At 51.4% G+C, this 23,014-nt stretch carries 26 protein-coding genes, 2 tRNA genes and 1 pseudogene; 20 read left to right on the top strand and 9 right to left on the bottom strand.

Annotated elements, in window-relative coordinates; all coding sequences use genetic code 11:
• Positions 1 to 40: 40 nt before the first annotated feature.
• Together B2G88_RS12275 and B2G88_RS12270 are read right to left on the bottom strand one after the other, a co-directional pair.
• Positions 41 to 511: a hypothetical protein gene (locus B2G88_RS12275; protein WP_087714889.1), complete on the bottom strand. Its 471-nt coding sequence runs from the start codon at positions 509 to 511 to the stop codon at positions 41 to 43.
• A 240-nt stretch (positions 512 to 751) separates the two neighbouring features.
• On the bottom strand, positions 752 to 2,062 hold the full coding sequence (locus tag B2G88_RS12270; RefSeq protein WP_087714888.1) for a polysaccharide deacetylase family protein: 1,311 nt from the start codon (positions 2,060 to 2,062) through the stop codon (positions 752 to 754).
• A gap of 384 nt (positions 2,063 to 2,446) precedes the next feature.
• Between B2G88_RS12270 and ddh the strand changes: the two genes are divergently transcribed.
• The 3 genes from ddh to B2G88_RS12255 all read left to right on the top strand — a co-directional run bounded on the left by ddh (position 2,447) and on the right by B2G88_RS12255 (position 4,441).
• Positions 2,447 to 3,376 carry a D-2-hydroxyacid dehydrogenase gene (gene ddh / locus B2G88_RS12265; RefSeq protein WP_054862591.1) on the top strand — a complete coding sequence of 310 codons (930 nt, stop codon included), beginning with the start codon at positions 2,447 to 2,449 and terminating at the stop codon, positions 3,374 to 3,376.
• 89 nt (positions 3,377 to 3,465) lie between these two features.
• On the top strand, positions 3,466 to 3,933 hold the full coding sequence (locus B2G88_RS12260) for an NUDIX hydrolase (protein WP_054862592.1): 468 nt from the start codon (positions 3,466 to 3,468) through the stop codon (positions 3,931 to 3,933).
• Positions 3,934 to 4,024: 91 nt separating this feature from the next.
• Positions 4,025 to 4,441 carry a CopG family transcriptional regulator gene (locus B2G88_RS12255; protein ID WP_054862593.1) on the top strand — a complete coding sequence of 139 codons (417 nt, stop codon included), beginning with the start codon at positions 4,025 to 4,027 and terminating at the stop codon, positions 4,439 to 4,441.
• A 33-nt stretch (positions 4,442 to 4,474) separates the two neighbouring features.
• On the opposite strand, the gene B2G88_RS12250 is transcribed toward B2G88_RS12255, so the two are convergent.
• Positions 4,475 to 4,930, bottom strand: coding sequence for a DUF5814 domain-containing protein (locus B2G88_RS12250; protein WP_087714887.1), 456 nt, complete (start codon positions 4,928 to 4,930; stop codon positions 4,475 to 4,477).
• Positions 4,931 to 5,091: 161 nt separating this feature from the next.
• Between B2G88_RS12250 and B2G88_RS12245 the strand changes: the two genes are divergently transcribed.
• From B2G88_RS12245 to B2G88_RS12240, 3 genes and pseudogenes are all read left to right on the top strand, one after another.
• A tRNA-His gene (locus tag B2G88_RS12245) sits at positions 5,092 to 5,163 on the top strand.
• Between the two features lie 246 nt (positions 5,164 to 5,409).
• Positions 5,410 to 5,583 carry a hypothetical protein gene (locus tag B2G88_RS19605; protein ID WP_176393229.1) on the top strand — a complete coding sequence of 58 codons (174 nt, stop codon included), beginning with the start codon at positions 5,410 to 5,412 and terminating at the stop codon, positions 5,581 to 5,583.
• 296 nt (positions 5,584 to 5,879) lie between these two features.
• Positions 5,880 to 6,700 (top strand): annotated as a pseudogene (locus tag B2G88_RS12240) (IS5 family transposase).
• Between the two features lie 44 nt (positions 6,701 to 6,744).
• Here the strand turns inward: B2G88_RS12240 and B2G88_RS12235 are convergent.
• Positions 6,745 to 7,278, bottom strand: a complete 534-nt coding sequence (locus B2G88_RS12235; RefSeq protein WP_140408861.1) for a hypothetical protein — start codon at positions 7,276 to 7,278, stop codon at positions 6,745 to 6,747.
• A 97-nt stretch (positions 7,279 to 7,375) separates the two neighbouring features.
• On the opposite strand from B2G88_RS12235, the gene B2G88_RS12230 reads away from it, so the two are divergent.
• Positions 7,376 to 8,224, top strand: coding sequence for a hypothetical protein (locus B2G88_RS12230; RefSeq protein WP_087714886.1), 849 nt, complete (start codon positions 7,376 to 7,378; stop codon positions 8,222 to 8,224).
• Positions 8,225 to 8,234: 10 nt separating this feature from the next.
• Here the strand turns inward: B2G88_RS12230 and B2G88_RS12225 are convergent, their stop codons facing one another.
• A complete protein-coding gene (locus B2G88_RS12225) occupies positions 8,235 to 9,080 on the bottom strand; it encodes an aldo/keto reductase (protein ID WP_087714885.1) in 846 nt (281 codons plus the stop codon).
• Positions 9,081 to 9,290: 210 nt separating this feature from the next.
• On the opposite strand from B2G88_RS12225, the gene B2G88_RS12220 reads away from it, so the two are divergent.
• Together B2G88_RS12220 and B2G88_RS19600 are read left to right on the top strand one after the other, a co-directional pair.
• On the top strand, positions 9,291 to 10,049 hold the full coding sequence (locus B2G88_RS12220) for a hypothetical protein (protein WP_087714884.1): 759 nt from the start codon (positions 9,291 to 9,293) through the stop codon (positions 10,047 to 10,049).
• A gap of 32 nt (positions 10,050 to 10,081) precedes the next feature.
• Positions 10,082 to 10,228 carry a hypothetical protein gene (locus B2G88_RS19600; protein ID WP_176393228.1) on the top strand — a complete coding sequence of 49 codons (147 nt, stop codon included), beginning with the start codon at positions 10,082 to 10,084 and terminating at the stop codon, positions 10,226 to 10,228.
• 107 nt (positions 10,229 to 10,335) lie between these two features.
• Here B2G88_RS19600 and B2G88_RS12215 read toward each other — a convergent pair.
• Positions 10,336 to 10,409 (bottom strand) — tRNA-Phe (locus B2G88_RS12215).
• Positions 10,410 to 10,631: 222 nt separating this feature from the next.
• Between B2G88_RS12215 and B2G88_RS12210 the strand changes: the two genes are divergently transcribed.
• From B2G88_RS12210 to B2G88_RS12195, 5 genes are all read left to right on the top strand, one after another.
• Complete coding sequence (locus B2G88_RS12210; protein ID WP_054862598.1) at positions 10,632 to 11,078, top strand: DUF7344 domain-containing protein; 447 nt, start codon at positions 10,632 to 10,634, stop codon at positions 11,076 to 11,078.
• Positions 11,079 to 11,715: 637 nt separating this feature from the next.
• On the top strand, positions 11,716 to 12,708 hold the full coding sequence (locus B2G88_RS12205; RefSeq protein WP_054862599.1) for a tyrosine-type recombinase/integrase: 993 nt from the start codon (positions 11,716 to 11,718) through the stop codon (positions 12,706 to 12,708).
• A 114-nt stretch (positions 12,709 to 12,822) separates the two neighbouring features.
• A complete protein-coding gene (locus B2G88_RS12200; protein ID WP_054862600.1) occupies positions 12,823 to 13,833 on the top strand; it encodes a hypothetical protein in 1,011 nt (336 codons plus the stop codon).
• 79 nt (positions 13,834 to 13,912) lie between these two features.
• The gene (locus tag B2G88_RS19155) at positions 13,913 to 14,125 is read left to right on the top strand and encodes a hypothetical protein (RefSeq protein ID WP_140408860.1); all 213 of its coding nucleotides are present in this window, start codon (positions 13,913 to 13,915) and stop codon (positions 14,123 to 14,125) included.
• A gap of 1,855 nt (positions 14,126 to 15,980) precedes the next feature.
• Entirely contained in the window at positions 15,981 to 16,949 is a 969-nt protein-coding gene (locus B2G88_RS12195; protein ID WP_140408859.1) for a hypothetical protein, read from the top strand.
• A gap of 149 nt (positions 16,950 to 17,098) precedes the next feature.
• On the opposite strand, the gene B2G88_RS19150 is transcribed toward B2G88_RS12195, so the two are convergent.
• The 3 genes from B2G88_RS19150 to B2G88_RS12185 form a co-directional block, all read right to left on the bottom strand.
• A complete protein-coding gene (locus B2G88_RS19150) occupies positions 17,099 to 17,278 on the bottom strand; it encodes a hypothetical protein (protein ID WP_140408858.1) in 180 nt (59 codons plus the stop codon).
• A complete protein-coding gene (locus B2G88_RS19145; protein ID WP_140408857.1) occupies positions 17,275 to 17,715 on the bottom strand; it encodes a hypothetical protein in 441 nt (146 codons plus the stop codon). The genes B2G88_RS19150 and B2G88_RS19145 overlap by 4 nt, the downstream gene beginning before the upstream one ends.
• A gap of 62 nt (positions 17,716 to 17,777) precedes the next feature.
• The gene (locus tag B2G88_RS12185; protein WP_087714882.1) at positions 17,778 to 18,014 is read right to left on the bottom strand and encodes a MarR family transcriptional regulator; all 237 of its coding nucleotides are present in this window, start codon (positions 18,012 to 18,014) and stop codon (positions 17,778 to 17,780) included.
• A gap of 321 nt (positions 18,015 to 18,335) precedes the next feature.
• Between B2G88_RS12185 and B2G88_RS20080 the strand changes: the two genes are divergently transcribed.
• The 6 genes from B2G88_RS20080 to B2G88_RS12170 all read left to right on the top strand — a co-directional run bounded on the left by B2G88_RS20080 (position 18,336) and on the right by B2G88_RS12170 (position 23,005).
• Entirely contained in the window at positions 18,336 to 18,464 is a 129-nt protein-coding gene (locus tag B2G88_RS20080; protein ID WP_281253864.1) for a hypothetical protein, read from the top strand.
• Positions 18,430 to 18,960 (top strand): hypothetical protein, encoded by a 531-nt coding sequence (locus B2G88_RS12180; RefSeq protein WP_054862602.1) that lies wholly within the window; start codon positions 18,430 to 18,432, stop codon positions 18,958 to 18,960. The genes B2G88_RS20080 and B2G88_RS12180 overlap by 35 nt, the downstream gene beginning before the upstream one ends.
• Before the next feature lie 360 nt (positions 18,961 to 19,320).
• The gene (locus tag B2G88_RS19140) at positions 19,321 to 19,671 is read left to right on the top strand and encodes a hypothetical protein (RefSeq protein ID WP_140408855.1); all 351 of its coding nucleotides are present in this window, start codon (positions 19,321 to 19,323) and stop codon (positions 19,669 to 19,671) included.
• 443 nt (positions 19,672 to 20,114) lie between these two features.
• Positions 20,115 to 20,309, top strand: coding sequence for a hypothetical protein (locus tag B2G88_RS19135; RefSeq protein ID WP_140408854.1), 195 nt, complete (start codon positions 20,115 to 20,117; stop codon positions 20,307 to 20,309).
• A 13-nt stretch (positions 20,310 to 20,322) separates the two neighbouring features.
• Positions 20,323 to 21,888, top strand: a complete 1,566-nt coding sequence (locus B2G88_RS12175) for a hypothetical protein (RefSeq protein WP_087714881.1) — start codon at positions 20,323 to 20,325, stop codon at positions 21,886 to 21,888.
• A gap of 91 nt (positions 21,889 to 21,979) precedes the next feature.
• Positions 21,980 to 23,005 carry a carboxypeptidase-like regulatory domain-containing protein gene (locus tag B2G88_RS12170; RefSeq protein ID WP_176393227.1) on the top strand — a complete coding sequence of 342 codons (1,026 nt, stop codon included), beginning with the start codon at positions 21,980 to 21,982 and terminating at the stop codon, positions 23,003 to 23,005.
• The last annotated feature ends 9 nt before the right edge of the window (positions 23,006 to 23,014 follow it).

Below are 23,014 nucleotides of genomic sequence, written 5' to 3'. Positions count from 1 at the left end.
TTCGTGCGAACAGTATGGTCTGCCTTTGATCACTCACAACCTACGGCTTCGTTGCTTCCCTCTCCCCGTGACTCCCGTACTCGAGGGCCGTCACGGTGTCAGGTACTCCGTCGTCGAAGCTAACGCGTACTTGATATGGAGTGGAGGACTCGGGTATCGAACAGTCTTCGCCTGGTTCCTGGTCACGGATGTAGCCTACCCACACGGAGAGCGAGCCATCTTCCGGGTCGTACTCTGTTCGGTCTGGAGAAATTACGAGTTCGTCACAATTTCCAGAGGGATAAATAATGTACCCTTCGACCACGACTGTCGAGTCACCATCGACTGTGATACGCGGGGGTTCATCTGAGGCTGGCACTGCATCCTGAGCGAGATCGCGAGTCGCTTCCCAGTTCGTGATCTCGGTAGGAACGCTATCGCTCATGCCGATTTCGTCCTGGTCAGAGAGACAGTCTGCAACAGCAGCGACTACGAACGAGCACGCTGTTCCAAGGACGTCTCTGCGCTCCATATCGATGTCTGTTCGAAGAATCGGTAAGTATTTTCTCTATAGTGATCGAGCACCGTCTTCGTCCCATCTCGTATCGCATTCGCGTCCTGTATTCAGCACGACTCCTGGAACGGATCATCTATCAAGGAACTCAACAGACCCGCATAAACAGTCGAATGCGAGAAGAGGGTCACTCCCTTTGACCGTCTCGAGACGAACGTTTTTCGCCAAGTTGCGTTCTCGACGCTTCTCGGGCGTCGTCTACTCACGCTCTCGATAGACGAACCCGTCCGCGATTTCAGCTGGTGTGATCAGTTCGATCTCGCCCGCGTCGACGAGGTCCGAGAGGTGTGCAGCCGTTTCCTCGAGCGCGTCGGCGTCCTCGTCGTCCATCTCGTAGATGGTGATCGTCGTGAGCCCGCCGTGAGTCGCCGTCCAATCGATTGCATCGATCATCTGCTCGGCGGTGAGGTTCCGCCGGTCGACGCCGCCCGAGATGCGCGTGATAGTGAGCGGGCTGGTCGCGTACGCCTGGGCCCGGTGGCGACCCGAGAAGCCGAGGTCGTAGTGGTCGCCGACGATGTCGAGCATCTCCTGGTCGAACTGGCCGCCGGGGAACGCGAAGTATCGCGCGTCGTCGTAGCCGCGCTCGTCGAACCACTCGAGGGGCGAGAGAATGTCCGACTCGAGTCGGTCCGAGTCGACATCGCGCAGGTGCTGATGGCGGGCGCCGACGGTGCCGAGCGACCAGCCGGCGTCGACGAGTTCGGCGAGTTGCGCTTCGGTCAGTCGATCACCCTCGGCCGATTCGGTCGGTCGGATCCTGTCGGTGGCGACGAACGTCGACGCCTCGAGGCCGTACTCCTCGAGAATCGGATACGCGAGCGTGTAGTCCGTCTCGAATCCGCCTTGGAACTGGAGCAGTACGCGGCCCTCAGTGATGCGGGGGACGAAGTGGAGGTCGTCGATCCAGACGTCGCGCCCCTGGTCGCCGCTCCAGTCGGACACGGCGATTTCGGTAATCGCACTCAGGTCCGGATCGCCGCTGATCGCCGTGTGTCCGAAGTTCCGCCTAATGAACGGGTAGTAGTCGCGAACGTGCTGTTTGTACTGGAGGGTGTCCCCACTCTCGTCTCGGAGGTGGATCACCGGATTCGCCATGTCGTCGGCCGCGAGCGCGAGCGCGGGGGCGGCCCCGCGGACGTCGATTGGCTCCGCGAGTTCCCGTCTGATCATGACCTGCTCGTCGTCGTCAGACGACCGGAGACGGGCCGACTGCGTGCCCTCGAACGCGCGCTCGGTGTCCGCCTCGAGTTCGCCGACGACCGCGTCCCACTGTCCGAGATCCTCGAAGTCGTCGAAGGTGCCCAGTATCCCCGGCCCGTCGTCCGCACGCTCGTCGTCATCGGAGTCACCTTCGTCGACGGAATCCTCGCCGCCGTCGGCATCGTCTCGGTCGTCGTCATCGACGGTCGCGTCGTCCTGGCTGCGCTGTGCTGAGTCGCCGCCGGTACAGCCTGCGAACGCGGTTACAGTGATTGCTGACGTCGTGAGATAGGAGCGCCGTTTCATATGACTGTGTACCAGTCCTGAACTCACCCGGCATCCTTGTTATTGAGAGACAAGCAACGGACTCCTCGGAGTAGATGCAGAATGACTCTCATCGCCAAAAGTACAGAACGTCTGTCCAGTGTGGATACTCGGCACGAGGCCGACCGCCGGCGCGAGACGGCCATACGAATGCCTCGGTATCAACGAATTACACGCGCGTCCCAACAGAATCGAGTCTCGGCTGGCTGCGTAGCGAGAGGGGAGTCCGGTAGTACGGGTTCCGTACAGCGAGCGGATCACGGCGCGTAGTGTCACGTTATCGATCCCGAACGAACACGGCTCGGCTGACGGCACCGTGGTGAGGGAACGCAAACGTTCAACCGTGGCTCGGCCGTATCGACGGGCATGCAGTTCGATCTCGAGCGAATCGGTGTTCACGAGTCGGTCGAACAGGTGTTTCCACCTGCGGAGTTGCGCGACGAACTCGCAGACTGTCCGGCGACGGTCGACGTGGTCGGTGACGACGAAATCGCCGCCTGCGACGCCGTCATCACGCTCGAGCACCGGGAAGCGTTTCTCGAGGTCGACTGGGTGCACTCGATTCAAGCTGGCGTCGACCGCTTTCCGCTCGAGGCGTTCGACGAGCACGACGTTGTGCTCACCAATAGCACGGGAATCCACGACCGCTCGGTCGGCGAGACGGTCGCGGGCTACCTGCTCGCGTTTGCGCGTCGGCTCCATACACACGTCGCCGCCCAGCAGGAGTGTCGCGGGGGTCGTCCGGCATGGGACGAGGCGTTTACCCTGCCCGGAACGACCGCCTGCGTCGTCGGCACCGGCACGCTCGGCGGCGGCGTCGCCGAGGTACTCGGCGCGCTCGGCGTTCGAATCACTGGCGTTCGGCGCTCTGCCGACTCGCTTCCCGGCTTCGAGGAAATGTACGCGACCGAGGACGTACTCGACGCCGTCGCCGACGCCGAGTTTGTGATCGTGACGCTGCCACTTACCGACGAAACCAACCACCTGATTGCTGCCGACGTGTTCGACGCGATGGACGAGGACGCCTACTTCGTCAATGTCGGCCGCGGGCAGGTCGTCGACGAACCGGCATTGGTCGACGCCCTCGAGTCCGGAGCCATCGCGGGCGCAGCACTCGACGTGTTCGAGGATGAACCACTTCCCAAGGAGTCGCCGCTGTGGACAATGGACGAGGTGATTGTCACGCCCCACTGTGCCGCGTTTACAGAGGATTACTTCCACGATATCGGAGAACTCGTCCGGGAAAACGTCGGTCGACTCGAGTCCGGCGACGCCTTCCACAATCGGGTGGTGTAAGTCACGTATGAAACTGGACGGAACGCGCAGAGTGATCAGTTTCGCTCCGGATGGCTCGGGTTGAAGGGCAGTCCGCGACGTGTACTCGTATGGAGACGACGCGTCACTTCACGACGACGGTCTACATCGTCAACAACGGCGCAACGGCGCTACACGAACACGAACGATTGGGGATTACGATTCCGCCTGGTGGCCACATCGACCGCGACGAACTCCCTCACGAAGCCGCTCTTCGAGAAGTCAAAGAGGAAACTGGCCTCGAGCCCACGTTGCTTGCTGAACCTGAGGCGGTCGACTCGCCGGCCGGCCGAGCGCTCCCGGAGCCACACCACCACATGTTGTACGACGTCAACGTCCACGACGGACAGGTTGGCCACCAGCACATTGATCTCATCTACTACGCGACCGTCTCGAGCCGTGATCTTGCCCCTGCGGACGGCGAGGCCGGTGTCGATGCGTGGGCGTGGTACTCGCGGGCCGATCTCCGTGACAGTGAGCTTGATAGTGATGTTGTGTCGTTCGGCTGTGAGGCGATTCAAGCTGCGAGCGAGCAGTGATTCTACCGGGGTGTGTGCATCCGTCGTGCGGAACACGTAACACGTCGTGAACGATTAAGTACCAGGACCACGGACCAACAGGGAGAGACGAATGGGCAACAAGAACAAGACGATCTCGTTTCGCGTCAGCGAGGAGGCCTTCGAGTCGCTGCAGGACATCGCCGAGGAGCGCGATATCTCGCTCTCTGCGGTGTTTCGAGACTACGTCGACCTGCTCGTCGACCACGACGGCCAGGTAACCGTCGTTCCCGACGACGAACTCACTGGCGGGACCATCGAACCCGACGGCGAGGGCGAAGAAATCGCGTTTCCGCCATCGGTGGAAGTCCCGAAGAGTTTCATCCGCGAACACGAACGCCTCGAACTCGAGGCCGACCACCTCCGTGAACAGTTAGACGAGTACAAATCCTACGTCACCGAGTTACAGGACCGACTCGAGGACGAACAGGACGAAATCCTGTTGCTCGATGATTTAGACGAAGAAGACGAATCCTACCACCTGCGGTAACGTCGTGGACGTGGCTGGTTGCCTCGAGCGGATTTAGCGTGCGAGATTCTGTTTTGTTTGGCGAATTTCGTCCTGTTTCTCGTCTGCGCCGTCGACACCCGCCAGCCCTTCTGCCGCCTCGAGCGTTCGGACGCCATTGTCGAGAAACGAGAGCACGTCGCCGGGATAGGCATACACCAGGTAATCGTCGGACATCACGTCGACGATTGCGTCGGGACCCATCCCCTGTGCGCGCAACTCGAGGAGATACTGGATGAACTTCCGTTCTGGGCAGCCACAGTAGGGGTTGTTGTCACAGCCACAGTCGAGGAAGTCACTCGAGAAGTCGAGGACTCGCTCCTGGGTTGCATCATCGAGTTTCTCGAGGCCTTCGCCCTGAAAGAGGATATCCAGCGTCGCGCCTTTGAACGCGCCTTTCGGAATCGAGGTCTCGAGTTGGGAACTCAGCTGCTGGTGGTTCTTGATGTAGATCTTATCGGTGATGGCCACGCGTTGGTGTGCCTACGAGCGTGGCAGCGAAAAACGTCCCGGTCTACACGTTGGATACCGCATCGACGCGCTCGAGACGCGTGCGACAGTGAGACACGCGAGGCGCCCTCGAGTCGTAACGTATTTTAGGTCGACCGGACCTACGTAAACACGTAAGCGTGTCCGGGTTGGGGTAGTGGTTATCCTTCAGCCTTGTGGAGGCTGAGACGCGGGTTCGATTCTCGCACCCGGACTTCCTGCGGCGAACAAATTCGTGAGCCGCAGGAGTCGTCAGAGAATCGAACCCTGGAAGTCGCAGCACCGAACGAAGTGAGGTGATCGTCTTCCTTCGGTTCGATTCTCGCACCCGGACAACCAGTAACAGTAGATAGTATCACGATTTCTCTATTCAAAGTTATCTGTGAAACTCACGGTAAGTACGGGTGAAATCCGTGGCATTATACCCAAACACTTATATTTATAAAATTCAAGATGGACATATGTCCAAAGAAGCGGGTGATGATAAGATAGATTCAAGTGGAATGGCGGTGGGGATGGGAGTCTGTCTTGGGATAGGAATTGGCCTTGGAGTCGCGCTGGACAATACCGGAATGGGAATCGCTATCGGGATGGGGGTCTGGATTGCTTTCGTTGTAGCTCGGAGTGATGCGTAGGGAGACACCACACTAATTCACATTTTGGTTCGGTGTAAGGCTCGCATACGTAGTGACCGAACTGCTTCGATTCAGTTTCAAGAAAGAGACTGGAGTAAATAAACCTCAATACCCTCTACTGCTACTGAAACCTCTGAATCTAGAAATGTACTCGACGGGTTGTTTCATAGTAAGAACGTGTGATTAGAAATGACTTGAGTTTTACCCCTATAACTGAATAAAGAAACCGCGCTACTATCTACTGGGCTCTGTTGTAATCCTTAGTGAGTCACAGGTTCAGTCGGTAGTTTGAGTAGATGCAGACCCTCCCAAAGTCTCGGTTGCTCCGATTTGTCGAGGAAGCATTTCAGTTAGCGAAACGTGCCGTAGCTCGACACTCCTCGAAGTTCTCGAAACAACGCTATATGCTCCACCAGCACACCGTTCTCCTCTGTCTCAACGTTCGAAAGGACACAACGTATCGAACACTCCTCGACGAACTCATCGAGATGCCCCATATCCGGAACGCGATCAATCTCACTGAACTGCCAGCCCCATCAACACTGTGCAAAGCGTTCGATAGACTCGATATGGCCGTCTGGCGAGTGCTGCTCAATCTCTCTGTTTCACTGCTCCAGACCAACGGCGTTGCGGGGATCGATGCTTCGGGATTCGACCGCAGTCACGCCTCAAAACACTACACGAAACGAGCCAAACTCACGATTCAGCAACTCAAAGTAACACTGCTGGTCGATTCCAAAGTGAACGCAGTCCTTGATTTACACGTGACGACGACACGAAAACACGATAGCCAGATGCTCCGTCGGTGATCACACGCAACCCCGAGACTATCGACATCCCGCTCGGGGGCAAAGGCTACGACGACCAGAAAATCAGACAGCTTGCCCGTCAACACGAGATTCGTCCACTAATCAAGCATCGTGAGTTCACACCGCTCCACAAGGCATAGAACGCACGTTTAGACGCCGACCTCTACGGCCAACGGAGTCAATCAGAGACAGTCAACTCAACGCTCAAGCGGAAGTACGGCGCGTTCGTCCGTTCACGATGCTGGTGGAAGCAGTTCCGTGAACTCGCTCTTGCGTGTCTCGTCCACAATCTTGACAAAGCAATCTAACGACCAGTTCAGGGCGTTGGAGTATCAGGAAGGTAACCGTGCCCTTAGCTGGGTTCGGGTGCCCAGAGGCGATAATAAAGCAGTTGAGTAATGGGCATCGCCCAGATGAACGCGACTGTAAACTGAAGTAACGCCCCGATATGTTGGTGGGGCAAAATCAACCACACAGCGATGGTGGCCCCACAGATACAAACAAGGGTTACAATTGATGCCGTCACGCTGTTGGCATTCTGAAGGTTGATGTCGGCCAGTCCAATGGCTGCCACAATCCCGAGAGATATACCTACTGTAATAGCCGCTAGCGTTGCCTCAAGCGAAACAATCCGACGGGCAGGCTCGATCATCAGTAATACCGGGGTTAGAGCGAGCGAAAGCAGAAACGACCGAAGAATCCGTGTCCGCTCGTCAGCACCCAGTAATGGGTGTGACCCAGTGGAAGCCTGATTCATAAGAAGTGTCACATACTGTGCGCACATATGTTTTCCTACCGCACTGAACGCACCGTTATATTCGAATGTGTAGTGTGCAGTAGATTCACGTAAATACATCTCTAAAGAATAGGATTTCAACAGAGCCATCTACTGGTAACTTACCTCGAGCACCCCCCAACACAATTAAAGCATGGCGTATTTCAGGCCGATAGTTATCTCACTCTAGTCGTACTATCGGGATGAGATGGGGAACCGTTGCCATGGTGACTCCGACGACACATCCTCCCGGCGAGCGGTCCTCAGTTCGGTCGGTGCCCTCAGCAGCGTCTCTCTGCTCGGAACCACGAGCGGCACGGTCACCGGGTGGATGGACGACGATGGCGATGGCATTCCAACCCGGAAGAAACAGTCCACGTCCTTTCAGCGCCACCTCGAGTCGATATACGGCCCGGAGCAGGTCGACCCACTCGAGACTGGGCGGCGTGACTTACTGATCGACGTTCGATACGTCGGCTCGACGGAACTCTTCTCGACGACGAAGCGACTGGTCATCGACCGATTCCGCGACCATGGCATCCACGCACAGTGGCTCGAGTATCCGCATCGATACGATCTCGAGGCTGTCGACGACCGGTATGGATGCTCAGTTGAGGACCTCTTACTGGGGAGGCGGAGTTTTTACAGCGACGAAATTGAATCCGACATCAAAGACACGGCGCTGCAGTTGGTCGTTATTCCCGGAACGACCATCGACCCCGACCGCCGAAAGCGAATCTATAGCCGCTGGCTCGAGACTCTCGGCGCGGGAATCGACGGCTACGTCAATGGGTTTAGCGCCGGCAATCGCGCCGTCGTTGCCGAGCGCCACGACCGATTCGAGGAAGCGCGCCTCGTCTTGCACGAACTCTCTCATCTTGCGCTGCCACACGATAGCGATCCCGAAAATACGGGTGTGATGGGGTCTGGCGACGAGATCGATCTGCTAGAGCACGAGTGGGCACACCTCCGAGCGAACCTCGCAAACGTCCGAGATACGACCGGCTACGATTTCGTTCTCCGACCCTGTCTCTGGCGCGAACACCTCCTCGAGTAACGCGAGTGAGCTACGACTCGAGAGCAGTCAATCGGCTCACTTCGTCATCCGAAAGCGAGAGCTGTGAGGCAGCGATGTTCGACTCGAGATGGTCTGAATCGGACGTACCCGGAATCGGCAGGATAACGTCCGAGCGTTCGAGCAGCCAGGCGAGACCGACCTGCCGGCGCGTTGCATCGTGCTCATCGGCAATCTCGTCGAGCGTCTCGCCGTGTTCGTCGAGGTCGTCGCCGTTGATCGGTGCCCACGGAATAAAGCCGATGCCGTGGTCTTCACAGACCTCGAGGACGTCCGCACTCGAGCGATCCGCCAGATTGTATCGGTTCTGGACCGTCGCGACATCAACGTGTTCGCGCGCGGTCTCGAGTTGCTCGACGGAGACGTTACTCACGCCGACCTGATCGACGAGGCCGTCATCCTGCAGTTCGGCGAATGTCTGAATGGACTCCTCGTAGGGAACGTCGTCGTCGGGCCGATGGAACTGATACAGATCGATGGTGTCAGTTCGGAGCCGGTCGAGCGATGCTAACACCTGATTGCGGATGTAGTCCGGTTCGCCGTGGGCCAGCCACTCGCCCTCGCGATTGCGGAGCAAGCCTGCCTTGGTCGCGACCAACACATCCTCTCGGTCACCCAGCGTTTCTCCGATGAGTCGCTCGCTGACGCCCGGTCCATACGAATCCGCCGTATCGATGAAGTCGACTCCGGACTCGACCGCCTGCTCGAGCACAGCGTGTGCGGCGTCCTCGTCGTCTGGGGAGCCGATGATCTCCTCACCACAGAGACGCATTGCGCCAAAACCGAGTCGATGAATCGTCGTCTCGCCAATCTCGAATGTGTCACTCTCGTTTTCCATTGTGAACACGGACACCTATGGACGGCAGCCGGATAGCTGTTAACCGTTCGTTTGCACCGCGGGCGTTATGTTGAGCGTGCTGAGACCTGCCCCGCGTGCCGACTCCGAGGTTTCCTGTCGACTCACGCTACGCTAACTCCGAACGGTCGCCGTTGCCTACGTGGCGAACAAGAGCGGAACAATCACTAGTCCTGACTCGTGACTGTCAGTATGAATCGACGCACCCTCCTGGTGCTGGCTGGCACCACCGGTCTCACGCTCGCTGGCTGCCTTGAATCGCAGGCAGGCGAACCTGCTGCGACGACCGATGACACCGACTCGAACACCACAACCACCTCGAACGACTCGAGCAACGCAACCGAGGACGATCCGGCGGACTCGAGTGAGCCTCGCTCACCGACAGCGGTCGTCGACACATTTGTGACTGCCGTGACGAACGACGATGTAGACACAGCACGCGACCAGTTACACCCGGACGCACCCATCGCCGAGGACCTCGACCGTGACGCGATTATCGCGGCCAGCATCACCTCACACGAACTGGACGTTCTCGAGGAGGACGAGGATGAAGTCGTTCTCGAGGCTGTCTGGACGGTTACAGTCGACTCGAGCGGCGAGCGCGAGAACGCGGAGGAAGCGACAGTCGAACTCACCTTTCGACAACACGAACAGGCATGGCGACTGTGGGCTCTCGAGGACGAGCAGGACACGACAGTCGCAATGCCACAGGCCGCCCTCTCTGTCGACATCGATTCGGACGCCCAGACGGCGTCGATTACCCTCGTCGCAGTCGACCGCGCAGACGACTTTGCCGTTACTGGCCCGGACACAACTGAGGCATGTGACGGCTCACTCGAGGCTGTCGGTGATTCCTGTACTGTCGAGGGGCCGGGCGAGTATGCCGTGATCGCCTCGTACGCTACTCCTGACAACGAGGCCGTCATCACGACGTTCGAGATCGACGAGTAACCGTTTGGGTTCGTTCTGGTTGGAGTGGTGATTTGCTCGAGGCCTCACACGATGCCCCGGATTTGAACCACGCGAACGCCTCGCTGACGCTCGGCGTCCTCTCCTTCAAATCCGGTCAGAATGCATACCTGCGGCTCGCGAATTGCCTCGCGGAAAAGTATGCCGCCTCCCGGATTTGAACCGGAGGAAGACATGCTCACTCGCTACACTCGTTGCGCGTGACTTCCAGGGTTCAAACCGGTCGGTTGGATACCTTCTGCTCGACGAATTGCCTCGCGGAAAAGTATGCCGCCTCCCGGATTTGAACCGGGGACAGCTCGATCTTCAGTCGAGTGCTCTCCCAGTCTGAGCTAAGGCGGCTTACCCAAACCTCGGTTGATCGTATAAAAAAGGATTTCGAATCTGACCTGCTGTTCGACTGTGTGTCTTAGAGTAGTGCTATCTCTTCACATACTCTGCTCACGTGTTGCGTAACTATGGTGTACTCTCGTATACGGTCCGATTTCTCGTCGGTAGTATGCGCTTGTCGGATTTTCAGATATTCAAGACACCCTTTTCCGCTCTGGGGAGTAACACCATGTTATGGAAGCCCTTACCTCGAGTCAGACAGACCAGGAACTGTCAGCTGACACGATCCTCGAGTTGCTCGCCAATCGTCGGCGGCGGTACCTCCTCTATGCGCTTCGTGGCCGCGAAGACCCAATCGAACTCTCGTCGCTCGCCGAACGCGTCGCTGGCTGGGAGCATGACGTGGATCCAGATGACGTCGAGAAAAACGAGTACAAGAGCGTCTACGTCTCGTCGGTCCAGTGCCACGTCCCGAAACTGGCCGATGCAGGCGTCGTCGACCACGACGAGGATAACCACACCGTCGTCCTCGCCGACGCGTTCGAACAACTCGAGCCGTACCTCCGGATCGTCATCAAAGACGAACCCGAGAACTCGACGCTGCACGCTGCCCTCATGGCCGACGCCGACGATGGGTTCTTCAGTTCCATCCGTGAGAACGTCGCCCGGCTCAAGCACTAACGACCCACGACGAGACCCACATCGACCCCGATAGCGACTGATTAGAACGAACTCGTGGACTCGAGGCCGACCAATAACGGGCAATCAGATGATTCGTGCCGCATACTGTCGCCGTCATCAGTTGTCGTTTCTTCAACCGACAGTGAGTGCGTTTTGCCGCCGGTAGTGGCGGACTATCGGTACGGCACTCCCTGCGCTATCGATGGCGTGTGTCGCTGACACAGCAGTCCCATCGTAGCTGTGTCTCGAGTCGACGATAGCGCTGGTTTCGCCTGTCGAGTCGCTGTGAGCGGTGGGCTCAGTCTCGAGGTGATGGGGGCTCGAGGGCAGCGATTTTGAACTGGTACTTTTGACTGCTCGAGTGAGTGCTAGGGTGGTGGGATCGAGCGGGTTCGAACCTCGCCCAGACGGTCGGCCTCACTTCGTTCGGCCGCTGCGACTGGTCTGGTTCGACCCGCCCTCGCATCACAGTGCTGGCGCTCACGAATTTGTTCGCGCCAGCAATAGTGGGCTCGGGCGGGTTCGAACCACACCTGAGAACCTGAAACAAAGTTTCAGAACCTCAGTTTACCTCGCAGCCCCTCCGGGCCTGCTCGCCACCGACCTCGGACCCAATTGGCGATTCCGGAGTTTCACAATGAGCCGAAACCCGGACCCAGAAGAATGCCAGAGCATGTATCTCGAATCACGAAAAGGCGAAGTCAGAGAATCAACCCTGAAAACTCACAAATATCGGCTAAACCACTTCGTTCGATGGTGTGGCCAGAATAACATAGAAGACCTCAGTGGACTCAAACCGCTTGACGTAGAGCGATACAAAAATTGGAGGCGGAAAGACGGCGACCTCTCGAAATCTGCCCTGAAAGGGCAGTTAGACACCCTCCGTGTGTTCCTTCGCTATCTTGGACGGCTTGGAATCGTGGATTCAGAGTTATGTGAATCAGTACCGAGCGTGAAGATGAAGCGGTCAGACGAAGTGAATAGCCGAAAAATCTCTGAGGACAACGCCAGAGCGATTCTAGAAACACTGGACCGCTATCACTACGCCACAGTCGAACACGTCTGGTTCCTTCTTGCATGGAGAACAAGCGCCCGTGTGGGTGCCCTCCGTTCCCTAGACGTGGACGACTACGATAGTGACGACCAATTCATCCATTTCCGAGAACGGGACGGAACTAATCTGAAAAACGGACCATCCGGAGAACGACCAGTAGCACTCTCAGACGAGACCTGTGCTATCATAGACGACTACCTTGAACATCATAGAATTACCAACACCGACCAACACGGGAGGGAACCACTCTTCTCCAGTAAGCAAGGGCGGGTTCACAGGAACACAATGCGGCGTTGGTGCTACACTCTCACGTGTCCGAGTTTCAGAGGTGACGAGTGCGAGACCGAAGAGTGCAATAGCCAATCAGACGGCAAAACATCCCACAAGTGCGACGACAGCGTAAGTCCGCACGCCGTCCGTCGTGGTTCCATCACACACTTCTTGCGAAAGGACATGCCAGAGAAAATGGTCTCAGACCGAGCGGACGTGAGCGAAGATGTTCTGGAAAAGCACTACGACCGCCGCTCACAGACTGAAAAGATGGAACAACGGAGAGATTACTTAGATAATATCTGACAGACATATTCTGCTGAGATGCTCTGAGAGAGATAACTTCACTTCTCTATTATATATAGAAGAGATTCATCGACAGCATTGAGTTTATATTCTATCACTTCACGTGTATATACGATGTCCTTCACCGAAAGTGTGCTGAGAAAAGATGAAACCCATATTGCCGAGGTACCGGTGGAACACCAACAACAGTTCAATAAGAAACGAATCGGTAGTATCATTGTTAGCGATAAGAGGTGTATTTTATTACACTTGAATGAGGGTTCGTGGGAGATATTTGATGAGCATAAACTATCATCAGAACCATTTGCCCAGTACCGCAAAAACGAACTATACTCTGTTTTCTTTCCAATGCCTGATGGCGAGCGCATCTCGCAACTAAAATCAGAATATATCTCAAACGTGGAAGATATAACAGGGTCATCTTATTTCATGAATGCTTTTGGGGAAATGAACCAAGAACCAGACATTGAACCAGACGACTGTAGATGCGAGCGTATCTCCTCAAACAAGGTTCTGGTAGAGAGCGAAAACTCTGAACTTAGCGAAAGTTTTGGTGAGCAGGAATTCCGGCTCGTCTCGTGCAAAGACTGCCACAAAATTTACGGACGATACCGAGAAGGCAGAAAAGCATCGTTCAATAAACTCTTCTCCGCAGATTGGCTTCTTGGTGGCGACTCCACTTCAGAGTCAATTGTTGAGATAGGAAAGGATGAGGCATTCGCCATTCATCACCCACCTCACGGCTCAACCCGGGTTCAAGACGCTGTGCTCACCGCTTCACAAATTCCCAGATGGTCAGATGATGTTGTCAGCACGTACAAGCATGAATACCAGCACGCCCTCTGTTATATTCAAGATGAGGAGATGGCAGGATACCTTACGTGGGAAGACCACGACAAAGGGCCAATACTGTCACAACTATACGTACGTAATGAGCACAGGGAAGAAGGTATCGCAGCTACACTTGTCTCAGAATGGTCTGAGAAGGTATGTGAATCAGACCACTACTTCGCTGATGACTTAACCACTGGAGGTCGTGCGGTGCTTGAATCCATTGACCATCTCGATACAAGGTCGGGACCTGCTCAGGAGGTTTATAGTCTTATACCAATGGCATTCGGTTGATAAAGACGATATCTATTATATCTAATAATTCTCTTACAGCCAGTGTTACCTACAAGTGACTGCGGATTCACATTTCGATATGGCAAGAAAAGATGCACAAGATATCGAAGTTGGAGATACAATCAACTACAACGATAATGAATGGAAAGTCACACAAATAATTGAATCTACAGTTAAAGGCGGAGAAGAGCCACGCACCACCATTTCGCTACTCTTAGAGAACACTTCTGACTCTGATGATAATATTTCTATTAGTAAACTTCCTGATGATGATGTTGATGTGGTGGGCTGAATAGTTAACTAAACTCAAATAGAGCCTATGGAAATTTCTTAGCTGATTTTATACTTCAGTGATTCAATTACTTGCTTGATGACTAATCTCTCGTTCGACAACCACATTGAAATCGACAAAGAATCAGCCATTGGATACGAAATTACGTTCGCTGCACTTCTTGCAACCGCCCTACTTTTCGTTCCCAATGTAAGTACTCCACTCTATCCTGTTGCTATCTTTTCGGCATTTCTTCTACTAATTATAACACTCGTTCGTAGAATGGCGTCCCTGAATCCCTATTCAAAAGACCTTCTTCGAAGTACAACGCCTCTATTGGTCATATCAACCGCTTTCGGACTACTCTATTTGGTACTCGTACTTGGAAGTGCTACTCAAGCCCATGTACCAATCGTTAATCCTCGACCATCCACACTGAGTCTCTTATATGCGGTCGTCTTTTGCCTTGGTTTTGTCATTTTATACGAAATGATGTTCCGTGATTTCTTCCTGTTGATTTGCATATACTCTTATAAACAGCATCTGGAACACAGAGGAACGATACTGGGACGAATCACCCTTTACATTTCCAAGACATCTCTATCATCGTCGTTACTTCCAAAATCAGAATGGCCGGAAGAAGTACGTGACATTCCAACAGTTCACCGTCAAACACCTTCCGAAGTCAGTTGGGGAGACCGTGTTCTAAGTTTGATTGGAACCTCTTTTGCCGCATTAGGTCTTCTCACAATATTCTCTTTCAGTTTCGTAGGATTTTATCTCCTATCTTCAAGAGTGACAAACCCCGAGATAACATCTATCATAGTAGAAGGAACACTCCTCGCAATCGCCGTTAACTATCTCATTGTCTCACTCCGGTTTCTGTACGGACGATACGGACAAACTCCATTTACAGACATTGCCTCACCCAAGCTTTACATATACTATTCGCTGATTCTCTACGCTCTTTACTTCATTCATGTTGCTTATGAATACGGTATCCTTTGAAAACCATCTAAATGAGGTTCATATTGTGCTTCGCTTGATGCTCATAGAACTCTTGGCGTGAAGCTCGTGTATCCCCGCAATACACTCTCTTCCCGCACTTTTTGCACTCATATTCGTTCCCATGGTGGTCGATATAGTGCGTGTTCAGTATCTGTTCAACCTTAACCTCAATATCTGCTCTATAAGACATATTATGTAATATGTGCTACAAGAATAATGGTTTAGTGCAACAAAGAATTGGAGAAATATATTCGACAGTATATCCTGTTTCAGATTGTTACCTACACATCATGTGCGAGACCCGGGACTGGAACGAGGTCGAACAAGACTGCTTAGATAGCTACTGCGATGGCGCTATGAAGCCAAAAGCAGGAGAAAACAGCCTGATACACCTAGTCTGTCCAGAGTGCGGACAGCTTGTTAGACTGCATTTCGAACCGCTCTATACGGAACATCACTGATAACCACCAGACGGGGACAGCGTAATCTATTCAAGAACAGATTTAATGCCAAATTGGGGGGTCTAGAACCACCCCACCCCTGAACGAAAAAACAAGGTCTCCGAAAAAGAACATAGAAATATTATTTTTGATAAAGCATAGTTGAAGACTGCTTGTTCACCCCACCCCTGAACGAAAAAATACGCTTCACGAAGAGAGTATAAAGAGTGGAAAAGCTTAGTTAGAATTGACCAATCTAACTACGTAATGCGATTAGTAACTGTTGGAGAAAGGTGAAGTAGTAGTTATAGCAGTAGTTGTAGTTGTTGTAGTAGTTAGTTATAGTTAATAAATTAACAATTATTATATAATTTGCATCAAATTGGAGTAAAATATATAGGGTACTAGTTATATTAGTTATATGTAGTATGAATAAAGATAGTAATGAAGTAAGTAAGGAAAAGAAGGGTAAAGACAGAAAAACGCTAAACATGAAGGCTGAAAGTGCAGAATTTATCGAAGATAAAGCTGAAGAATGGTATGGAAGTAGCTATGACCAAGGTAGGGTAGTAGACCGCTTAATTAGTGATTTCAACCGCCAAGAGTCGATAAAAACAGAGATAAGCGAAATCAAAGAAATGCTGGAAGAAAATGAAGAGGCATCTTCGCAAGCATCTTTTTCTGTTCAAGGGGTGGGTGGTTCTGAAGTTGATGAAGAAGAACTAGAAGAGCTTCTCCAACTAGCTAACGAAGGAGAAGCAATCGACACTGCCGAGTATGATATCAGCCTAATTAAAGGAGTCCAAGGTATCGACCGTGACGAAGTGGTCTACGCAGCACTCCGAGGAGAGTCCCAAAACGCATGGACGAAGAAAGAGGTTCGAAACTACATCATGGATGAAGTAGGGTATGCGAAGGGGAGCGCAAACGATATCGCTAACACCATAATTCGCCGTCATATGATTGATTCACCATTCAACAATCATGGTGAATGGTTGGATGATTTGGTCGAAACCGATATTGAGAATAATTTCGCAAAATTAGATGATACGGCGTCGGATAAGGCATACAGACGCAATTATTCGACTCTAGCAGATTACGCTGATATCGATGATGAGTGGTCTAACACAGTGTATCATGTATCTGATGAACAAGCTGCCGAACACATGCTGATGTTAGCGTTAGACGTGCATAAGACCGTCAGAAATGGAGATAACTTAGAACAGAAGAGAGGGTTGAAGGTCATGGATAAAGTAATTAGTCAGTCTGGAGACCTACTCACCGTAGATGTATACAATGGTGAATACGCTTCGTTTGGAGACCATCTATTAGGATATATTGGGCAGGTTGATGCATATCATAGCCAATTCGAAAACTCAATCGAACGTCAGTTGTAGTAACTCTTCGAGGTTCCTTTCTAATACGTTTTTCAAGTTATTCTGATGGAAACCCTTCACCATTGGGTGAAGGTCTGTATATGGACTGAATAGACACGTCTATGTGTCTATTTTGAAGTTGGAGAACAACTGCGGGCGAAAAAAGAGAGTTATTCAGCAACGTCGGTTCCGGGGACAAACTCCAACTGGTGGTCGGCACTTTCTTCGGGGTCGAATCGACCTTGTGCGTCACGACACCGGGACATGGACATTACTTGGTCTACGATTCGGTCGATTTCAGCATCTGTAAGCCCCATACCACGGTAATCGTTTTTATCGTATGACCTCATTCGTCATCACCTCGCTTGAGTATGATTTCTGTCCCATCGATGTTGTCGAATTCAATTATTCGAGATACTGTGTAGCTTTCAAACGCTTTTTCGACCATTTGCATGTGTCGGATTCGAATTACTATCTTATTTTCATCTTCATGGATGACTTCTACATGGTCGTCATCCATCCCATGAAATCGTGTTTTTTCCTCGTCTACTCCGTTTCCGTCTTGCGATTTCTGGAAGTGTTCATAGCTTTCTTTCCAAGATAACGAACCTGTTTGTTCATCGATGTTTCCTTCACAGGACGGACAGTGTGCGTATTCTAACTTCGACTTTGGGATGGTTTCTGGTGTATGTCCATTGCAGTGTTCATTTGTACAGCGGATTGGTACTCGTGTTTCGATGCTACTTTCTTCGTCTATTCTTTCAGCATAGTTCTGTTTCGAACTCATACATGTCTATAAAATAACTGGTGGTATATAAATGATGTGCTAAGGGGAACACAAAAGGTAGGCTATTCACTCATAAACGCACACACTAATTCTAATCTATCCGAAGGATAGAACGTGTGATGTCGGTTTGTTTCTCTCTCTACGTAGCCCATTGCCTCCATCGATTTCAAGACTCTGTTTGCTGTTTTCGTGCTTATATCTGTCTGTCGTGCGATTTCGGTACTTGTGATAGAACCTTCCTTTGCGATTGTGTATAGTGCTGTGTCCCATGCATCGTCTCTGGGTGTTATTTCTTCCATGTTATTTACTAGTACGTGCACGCATAAAAGTGTTCTCTGAACTCACCCTAATACGGTCGTCTTAGGGGTACACCTTTATTCTAATATATCATTCACTATAACATGGTTAAACAAAACCTGAAACCTGTGGTAGAACGGGCGATAGAACAGAATTCGGGCGACTGGGATTCGATTATGATTCCTGAAAATGATGCTGAGGTGGTCTCTAATGTCTGAGTATCAGTATCATGCACGTCGTAGACGTGCGGTCTTGGATAAAGGCGTCTGGCCGTCTGATTCGGACGATTCTAATGATGATGAGGATAACGAGGGTGAAGAAGAATGAGTGCTTCAGAATCACCAGATTCGGGCATCAAGAACCCGGATGAAGTTATCGACCTTTGGGGCGAAGACCCTGCTGAAGAGATTTTAACTGATGATGAACTGCGAGGTGTTGAAAATGAGAATTAGAGTGCCTATCACAGCTGATTTAGAGAAAGAAGCGAAGGAACGAATGGACAGCCCAGACAGGTCTGGAGAACGGGATGATAATGTGGCTGAAATAGATGCATGGCGTGGTAAAATGGTGGAGATAGCGGCTGAAAGAGAGTTTTTCCCGATTTACGAAGACTACTATGACTGGTCCGAGTATGAGGGCTACGAGTATGATTATGAACTTAAAAATGAGTCTCAGCAGCACAAGATAGAAATCAAGGCACGGGATACAGTTCGTCTGTTCTCGAAGGGACTTCTCCCCGACGAAGCGGACTTACCTGTCCGAATGCGGGATGGAGAACTACACGCAGACCGCTACCTTATGGCGATTATTCACATGGAAGATTGTATCGAGTTCATCGGCTTAGCGACGAGAGAACAAGTAGAACAGGCTGACTGGGCTGACTGGACGGAGTACCCGTCCAAAGAAATTCCTCGGAGAGATTTAAAACGGCTTCCTGCACCAGCGTGATTTTTGAAATACTTTTTAAGGCCCTTATTTTTCGATACACTTTGGAAACACCCTTTCATAGACTTCCGAAGACTTCGAATAACAGACTTCGAGATAGACTTTGAAAGTCTACGACTTCTGGAACGACACCGCATATGGAACCCCGGGCTATCTACAATAACATCTGGGGTTCAGTTCATGCAGTTAGAATACTGGGGGTTCAACTCTGGTAGAGACACGAGTGAATAACAGCTCTAGTTCAGTACTGGGGGTTCAGGGGAGCTATAGCCAGACCGACTTTCCACGAGCGGTGGGCAGCGCACAGCAAGTCTGGGGTCCACGAGGAACAAGCCAATAGGATTTGACAACGTAGTTAGTAGTATGGTTGATAGTTATTCAGATGAGTGGACTTCTGAACAGAAAGAACAGGAAGAAGAGTCCCACGAGCTACAAGAACAAGAAGTGGTCAAACATCAAGTCTACACTGATGTAAAGAGAGATAGGGGAAACACGAGGTGGACTGTGGAGTATGTTGAAAGAGAACGGTTTGTAGCAGTGTCTAAGTCTTGTTCGTGTGGTGGGTATGGGTATTACAGCGGCCATGAGGATGAGAATATGTGTGCCCATCGATACCGTCTTGAATATCTAAAGCTTGCGCAGCATCGGGGTCTTCTTCAGAGTGACAGGTTTCCGAATTTCGGTTCAGATTATGATGTCATGTTGTACAGCTAACCCCGTGTGACATAGCTCTGTAGCCTTCCGTGTCCTAGCTCTCTTACCAACACTTCTCCACGAGATTGACTTTCCCGGGAGGTCTCCACGAGGTGGGGTTCCACCCTGTCTAAGCAGGATTTGATTTTCATATCTTAATCGAAATTGCGGTGCGGTCTGTCGGGCGGTGCGGCCCTGTCGTTCAGATTCCCTGTCGTGACAATCCCTTTAGGGATTGAGTGTCTATTATGGCATGGAGGTGATAAGTTAGATAACATATCATATTCAATCTGTTTCGAACATATTGAGTTCTACTCGGTGGGGGCGTATTATTCACGCTAGCCCGCTTTCACGCACGTTCTTTCCATTCTCGATGTTTCCACGAAGTTTCCATACTCGAGTTGTTTTCCTACCCTAATAGTCAGTAAACATTTATTCTTATAATGCGTAGTATAATACGCATTATGAGTGATAATATACTTGATACGGCTGGAAAAGCCATCGGCGGTGTAGGTAGTGCAGCACTTGGTGTCCAACTAAATTTCGGTGTAGATGTTCTTTCACGAATTCCGGAAGGAACCCCAGAACAAGCTATCGGATTTGCGTTTATCGCAGGTGCTGGTGCTGTGGCGTACAGCGTTTATAATCAATTCGCATAAGGTGTAATTATTCATGTTGCAAATATTTAAAAAGAAAACCCCGAGCCTTGCGACCGTCATGGTCGTGTTAGTGGTATCGATGTTAATTATGACCCAGACTGTAGCTGCTATCGCCCCATTAGTGGCAGGTGCTGCTGTAGTAGGTGGTACTGCTGTAGGTGGTGGTGGTGGATATTTAATAGGGTCCATGGGCGAGGACACGGAAGGCATGGGTGCGGGTGAAGTGGAAGAAGAACTGTTCCGTGACGCTCTTTCCTATCAGGATAATGTAGACGAGTCGATGGTGTGGGTGGAGAACGAAATCACAGATGCTGAACAAGTGGCGATTGGACACGGGCAGTATGCTACGTGTCAGGCGCTTCAGGAAGACGCCCCGGAATCTGTGATGATAGCAGACACTGAAGATGGTGTGGATGACCACTATAGCCTGATTCTCGAGAACCACATCAATTCGTGGAACTCAGAGGTCGAGGAGATACACAGTGCCGCACAAGTGGACTTAGCGACGGAAGGGACGGATAACGAAGTATACCACCTAATACACGGTGATATCGTCGGAAATAGCGACTATGAAAACACCGACGAGCGGATTCTCTGGACAGACGACACCGAAGTTGTATATGAAGAGAAACAACTTCCGAATGGAGATACCGTTGAAATGGCGACAGAAATGCAGAACATGGAATCACCGGGGATAGCCGCACACGATATTAGTGTGGATTTGACTGCCCCAGATAATCCTACGGATGCGTCTGTGAATGCACCAGAGGATGACGCATACGCCGTATTTCAGGCACTAGACCCCGAAGTGGCCGAATATAATGTGGGGGAACCTATCACACTGTCTGATACGGAAGACCAGATGGGTATTATCGACCAGATATATGATGATTCAGAGGATGTAGCCAACGAAATGGCCGTCTATGCGTCTGATATTTACGCCGAATATGATGGTTCAGATGTGGATATGATGGAATGTGCTGACCCATCTGTGATGGCGACTATCGGTGATGATACTGATGGTGTAGATTTCGCTGCTATCGCTGCTGCTGCTGCGGGTTATCAGACGGCTGCTGACGCCCCAGCGACGTTCACTGTGACTGAATCTGATGGAACTGAAGTCGAAACATCTGGACTTCTGACGACTCGTGCCGCACCAGAAACGACGACTGACGATGGTATAATCGCATGGTTAGAAGGCGAAACGTATGCCGCTGATGACTATGATGATGACATTATAATTCAAGCCATAGATTCTGATGGAAACGTCGAACAATGGGTTCTTGAATCCGGCGATGAAATGACTATCGATGAGATTGATGACGGAGATTACATCGAATATGAGGAACGGAATTATTCGGAGTACGATTCGTCTGAATATATCGAAGAATTAAGACTTCAGACCGAGAATATCGAAGAATTACTAGAAGAACGACAGGGTGGTAGCGGATTCTTCGAATCGTTTTGGGATGACCTAGTAGATGACTTCGGCGTGTCATATGCTGTAGCTATCGTAGGTGGGGGTCTCGTAGTGGTGATTATCACCGCACGTGTGGTTATTTCGGTCGCCTTCCCATAGCCGTTCTAAACCTAATCGCCCACAGAAGTTTATTCTTTCAGATACTATATAATAATGTATGTTAAATACACGTAAAATAGCAACGTGTTTCATGGCTATCGCCATGGTCACGTCCGTGATTTTCGCAGGTATAGGCACTGTAGCGGCATATGACTCATATGAAGACGCTGAAATAGCCGGTTTCGAGGATGGTGTAGAGGATGGTCAGATGGATGCAGTCGAAGGATTAGAACATAACCCAGACCCTGAACCAGACCCTGACGCAGATGAGTTTATAGATGAGTACGAGAATGCCTATATCGATGGATATGGTGAAGGATATGATATGATTCCATCGATAGATGTGACGGTCACTGATTTAGATGACGACCCAGTATCTGATTTAGATGTCATATATACAGATGTAGACTCGGGCGATAAATTCACAGAAACGACTGATTCTGAAGGTGAGTACACTATAAACTTACTTACAGGCACATACAATATAAATGCGGAACACCCCGATAAGGATGTTTTCGACATTTCAGATTCAGATGAGTATGAAGTAACAGATACCACATCAGGGCAGAGCCATGTCGTGTCGTTCGATGATGATTCTGAGATACAACCGGTTCCACATGATGTCACTATTACGCTAGATTATGTGGATTCTGAACCGCCTGAAATCGATAACACTGAAATCGATAGTACATACGCAGTAGCTATCGATGTGTGGGAAGATTATGACCCTGATGAAGAGTTTAATAATGTCTATGAATCTGAAGTCCTAAAGCAAGTAGTTCCTGACTCTATGTCTGGCGATGATGATTTAGCGCCGTCAGATATAGATTATGATGGTTCAGTGTCTATGACGGTCGATGAAGGCTATTATGCAGAAGTATATACCATGGATGGTGACACTGAATTTATTTCTGGAGAAGATTCAGAAGTCATAATTATGGACGATGGGCACGGGAACGAAGTAACAGCCAGTATCGACGTAGATGATTCTAATGGCGGCGGTGGTGGTGGAGGTGACGTTGATGACGGTCTCAACGATGAACAAATTATGATTGGTGGTGGGATGGTAGCAATGTTATTCGTATTCTTAGCTATCCTAGCTAAAGCTGCCAATTAGGGCATTTTA

It is taken from the genome of Natronolimnobius baerhuensis, from assembly GCF_002177135.1.
Taxonomy (GTDB): Archaea; Halobacteriota; Halobacteria; order Halobacteriales; family Natrialbaceae; genus Natronolimnobius; species Natronolimnobius baerhuensis.
The sequence above is the reverse complement of the archived record's forward strand: the minus strand, read 5'-3'. Positions and strand labels throughout refer to the sequence as shown.

What these genes read in the sequence shown, in the direction of transcription:
- B2G88_RS12275 (WP_087714889.1), bottom strand. Translation starts at nt 511, where the DNA reads ATGGAGCGCAGAGACGTCCTTGGAACAGCGTGCTCGTTCGTAGTCGCT.
- B2G88_RS12270 (WP_087714888.1), bottom strand. Translation starts at nt 2,062, where the DNA reads ATGAAACGGCGCTCCTATCTCACGACGTCAGCAATCACTGTAACCGCG.
- ddh (WP_054862591.1), top strand. Translation starts at nt 2,447, where the DNA reads ATGCAGTTCGATCTCGAGCGAATCGGTGTTCACGAGTCGGTCGAACAG.
- B2G88_RS12260 (WP_054862592.1), top strand. Translation starts at nt 3,466, where the DNA reads ATGGAGACGACGCGTCACTTCACGACGACGGTCTACATCGTCAACAAC.
- B2G88_RS12255 (WP_054862593.1), top strand. Translation starts at nt 4,025, where the DNA reads ATGGGCAACAAGAACAAGACGATCTCGTTTCGCGTCAGCGAGGAGGCC.
- B2G88_RS19605 (WP_176393229.1), top strand. Translation starts at nt 5,410, where the DNA reads ATGTCCAAAGAAGCGGGTGATGATAAGATAGATTCAAGTGGAATGGCG.
- B2G88_RS12235 (WP_140408861.1), bottom strand. Translation starts at nt 7,278, where the DNA reads ATGGCTCTGTTGAAATCCTATTCTTTAGAGATGTATTTACGTGAATCT.
- B2G88_RS12230 (WP_087714886.1), top strand. Translation starts at nt 7,376, where the DNA reads ATGGGGAACCGTTGCCATGGTGACTCCGACGACACATCCTCCCGGCGA.
- B2G88_RS12225 (WP_087714885.1), bottom strand. Translation starts at nt 9,080, where the DNA reads ATGGAAAACGAGAGTGACACATTCGAGATTGGCGAGACGACGATTCAT.
- B2G88_RS12220 (WP_087714884.1), top strand. Translation starts at nt 9,291, where the DNA reads ATGAATCGACGCACCCTCCTGGTGCTGGCTGGCACCACCGGTCTCACG.
- B2G88_RS12210 (WP_054862598.1), top strand. Translation starts at nt 10,632, where the DNA reads ATGGAAGCCCTTACCTCGAGTCAGACAGACCAGGAACTGTCAGCTGAC.
- B2G88_RS12205 (WP_054862599.1), top strand. Translation starts at nt 11,716, where the DNA reads ATGAGCCGAAACCCGGACCCAGAAGAATGCCAGAGCATGTATCTCGAA.
- B2G88_RS12200 (WP_054862600.1), top strand. Translation starts at nt 12,823, where the DNA reads ATGTCCTTCACCGAAAGTGTGCTGAGAAAAGATGAAACCCATATTGCC.
- B2G88_RS19155 (WP_140408860.1), top strand. Translation starts at nt 13,913, where the DNA reads ATGGCAAGAAAAGATGCACAAGATATCGAAGTTGGAGATACAATCAAC.
- B2G88_RS12195 (WP_140408859.1), top strand. Translation starts at nt 15,981, where the DNA reads ATGAATAAAGATAGTAATGAAGTAAGTAAGGAAAAGAAGGGTAAAGAC.
- B2G88_RS19150 (WP_140408858.1), bottom strand. Translation starts at nt 17,278, where the DNA reads ATGAGGTCATACGATAAAAACGATTACCGTGGTATGGGGCTTACAGAT.
- B2G88_RS19145 (WP_140408857.1), bottom strand. Translation starts at nt 17,715, where the DNA reads ATGAGTTCGAAACAGAACTATGCTGAAAGAATAGACGAAGAAAGTAGC.
- B2G88_RS12185 (WP_087714882.1), bottom strand. Translation starts at nt 18,014, where the DNA reads ATGGAAGAAATAACACCCAGAGACGATGCATGGGACACAGCACTATAC.
- B2G88_RS20080 (WP_281253864.1), top strand. Translation starts at nt 18,336, where the DNA reads ATGAGTGCTTCAGAATCACCAGATTCGGGCATCAAGAACCCGGATGAA.
- B2G88_RS12180 (WP_054862602.1), top strand. Translation starts at nt 18,430, where the DNA reads ATGATGAACTGCGAGGTGTTGAAAATGAGAATTAGAGTGCCTATCACA.
- B2G88_RS19140 (WP_140408855.1), top strand. Translation starts at nt 19,321, where the DNA reads ATGGTTGATAGTTATTCAGATGAGTGGACTTCTGAACAGAAAGAACAG.
- B2G88_RS19135 (WP_140408854.1), top strand. Translation starts at nt 20,115, where the DNA reads ATGAGTGATAATATACTTGATACGGCTGGAAAAGCCATCGGCGGTGTA.
- B2G88_RS12175 (WP_087714881.1), top strand. Translation starts at nt 20,323, where the DNA reads ATGTTGCAAATATTTAAAAAGAAAACCCCGAGCCTTGCGACCGTCATG.
- B2G88_RS12170 (WP_176393227.1), top strand. Translation starts at nt 21,980, where the DNA reads ATGGCTATCGCCATGGTCACGTCCGTGATTTTCGCAGGTATAGGCACT.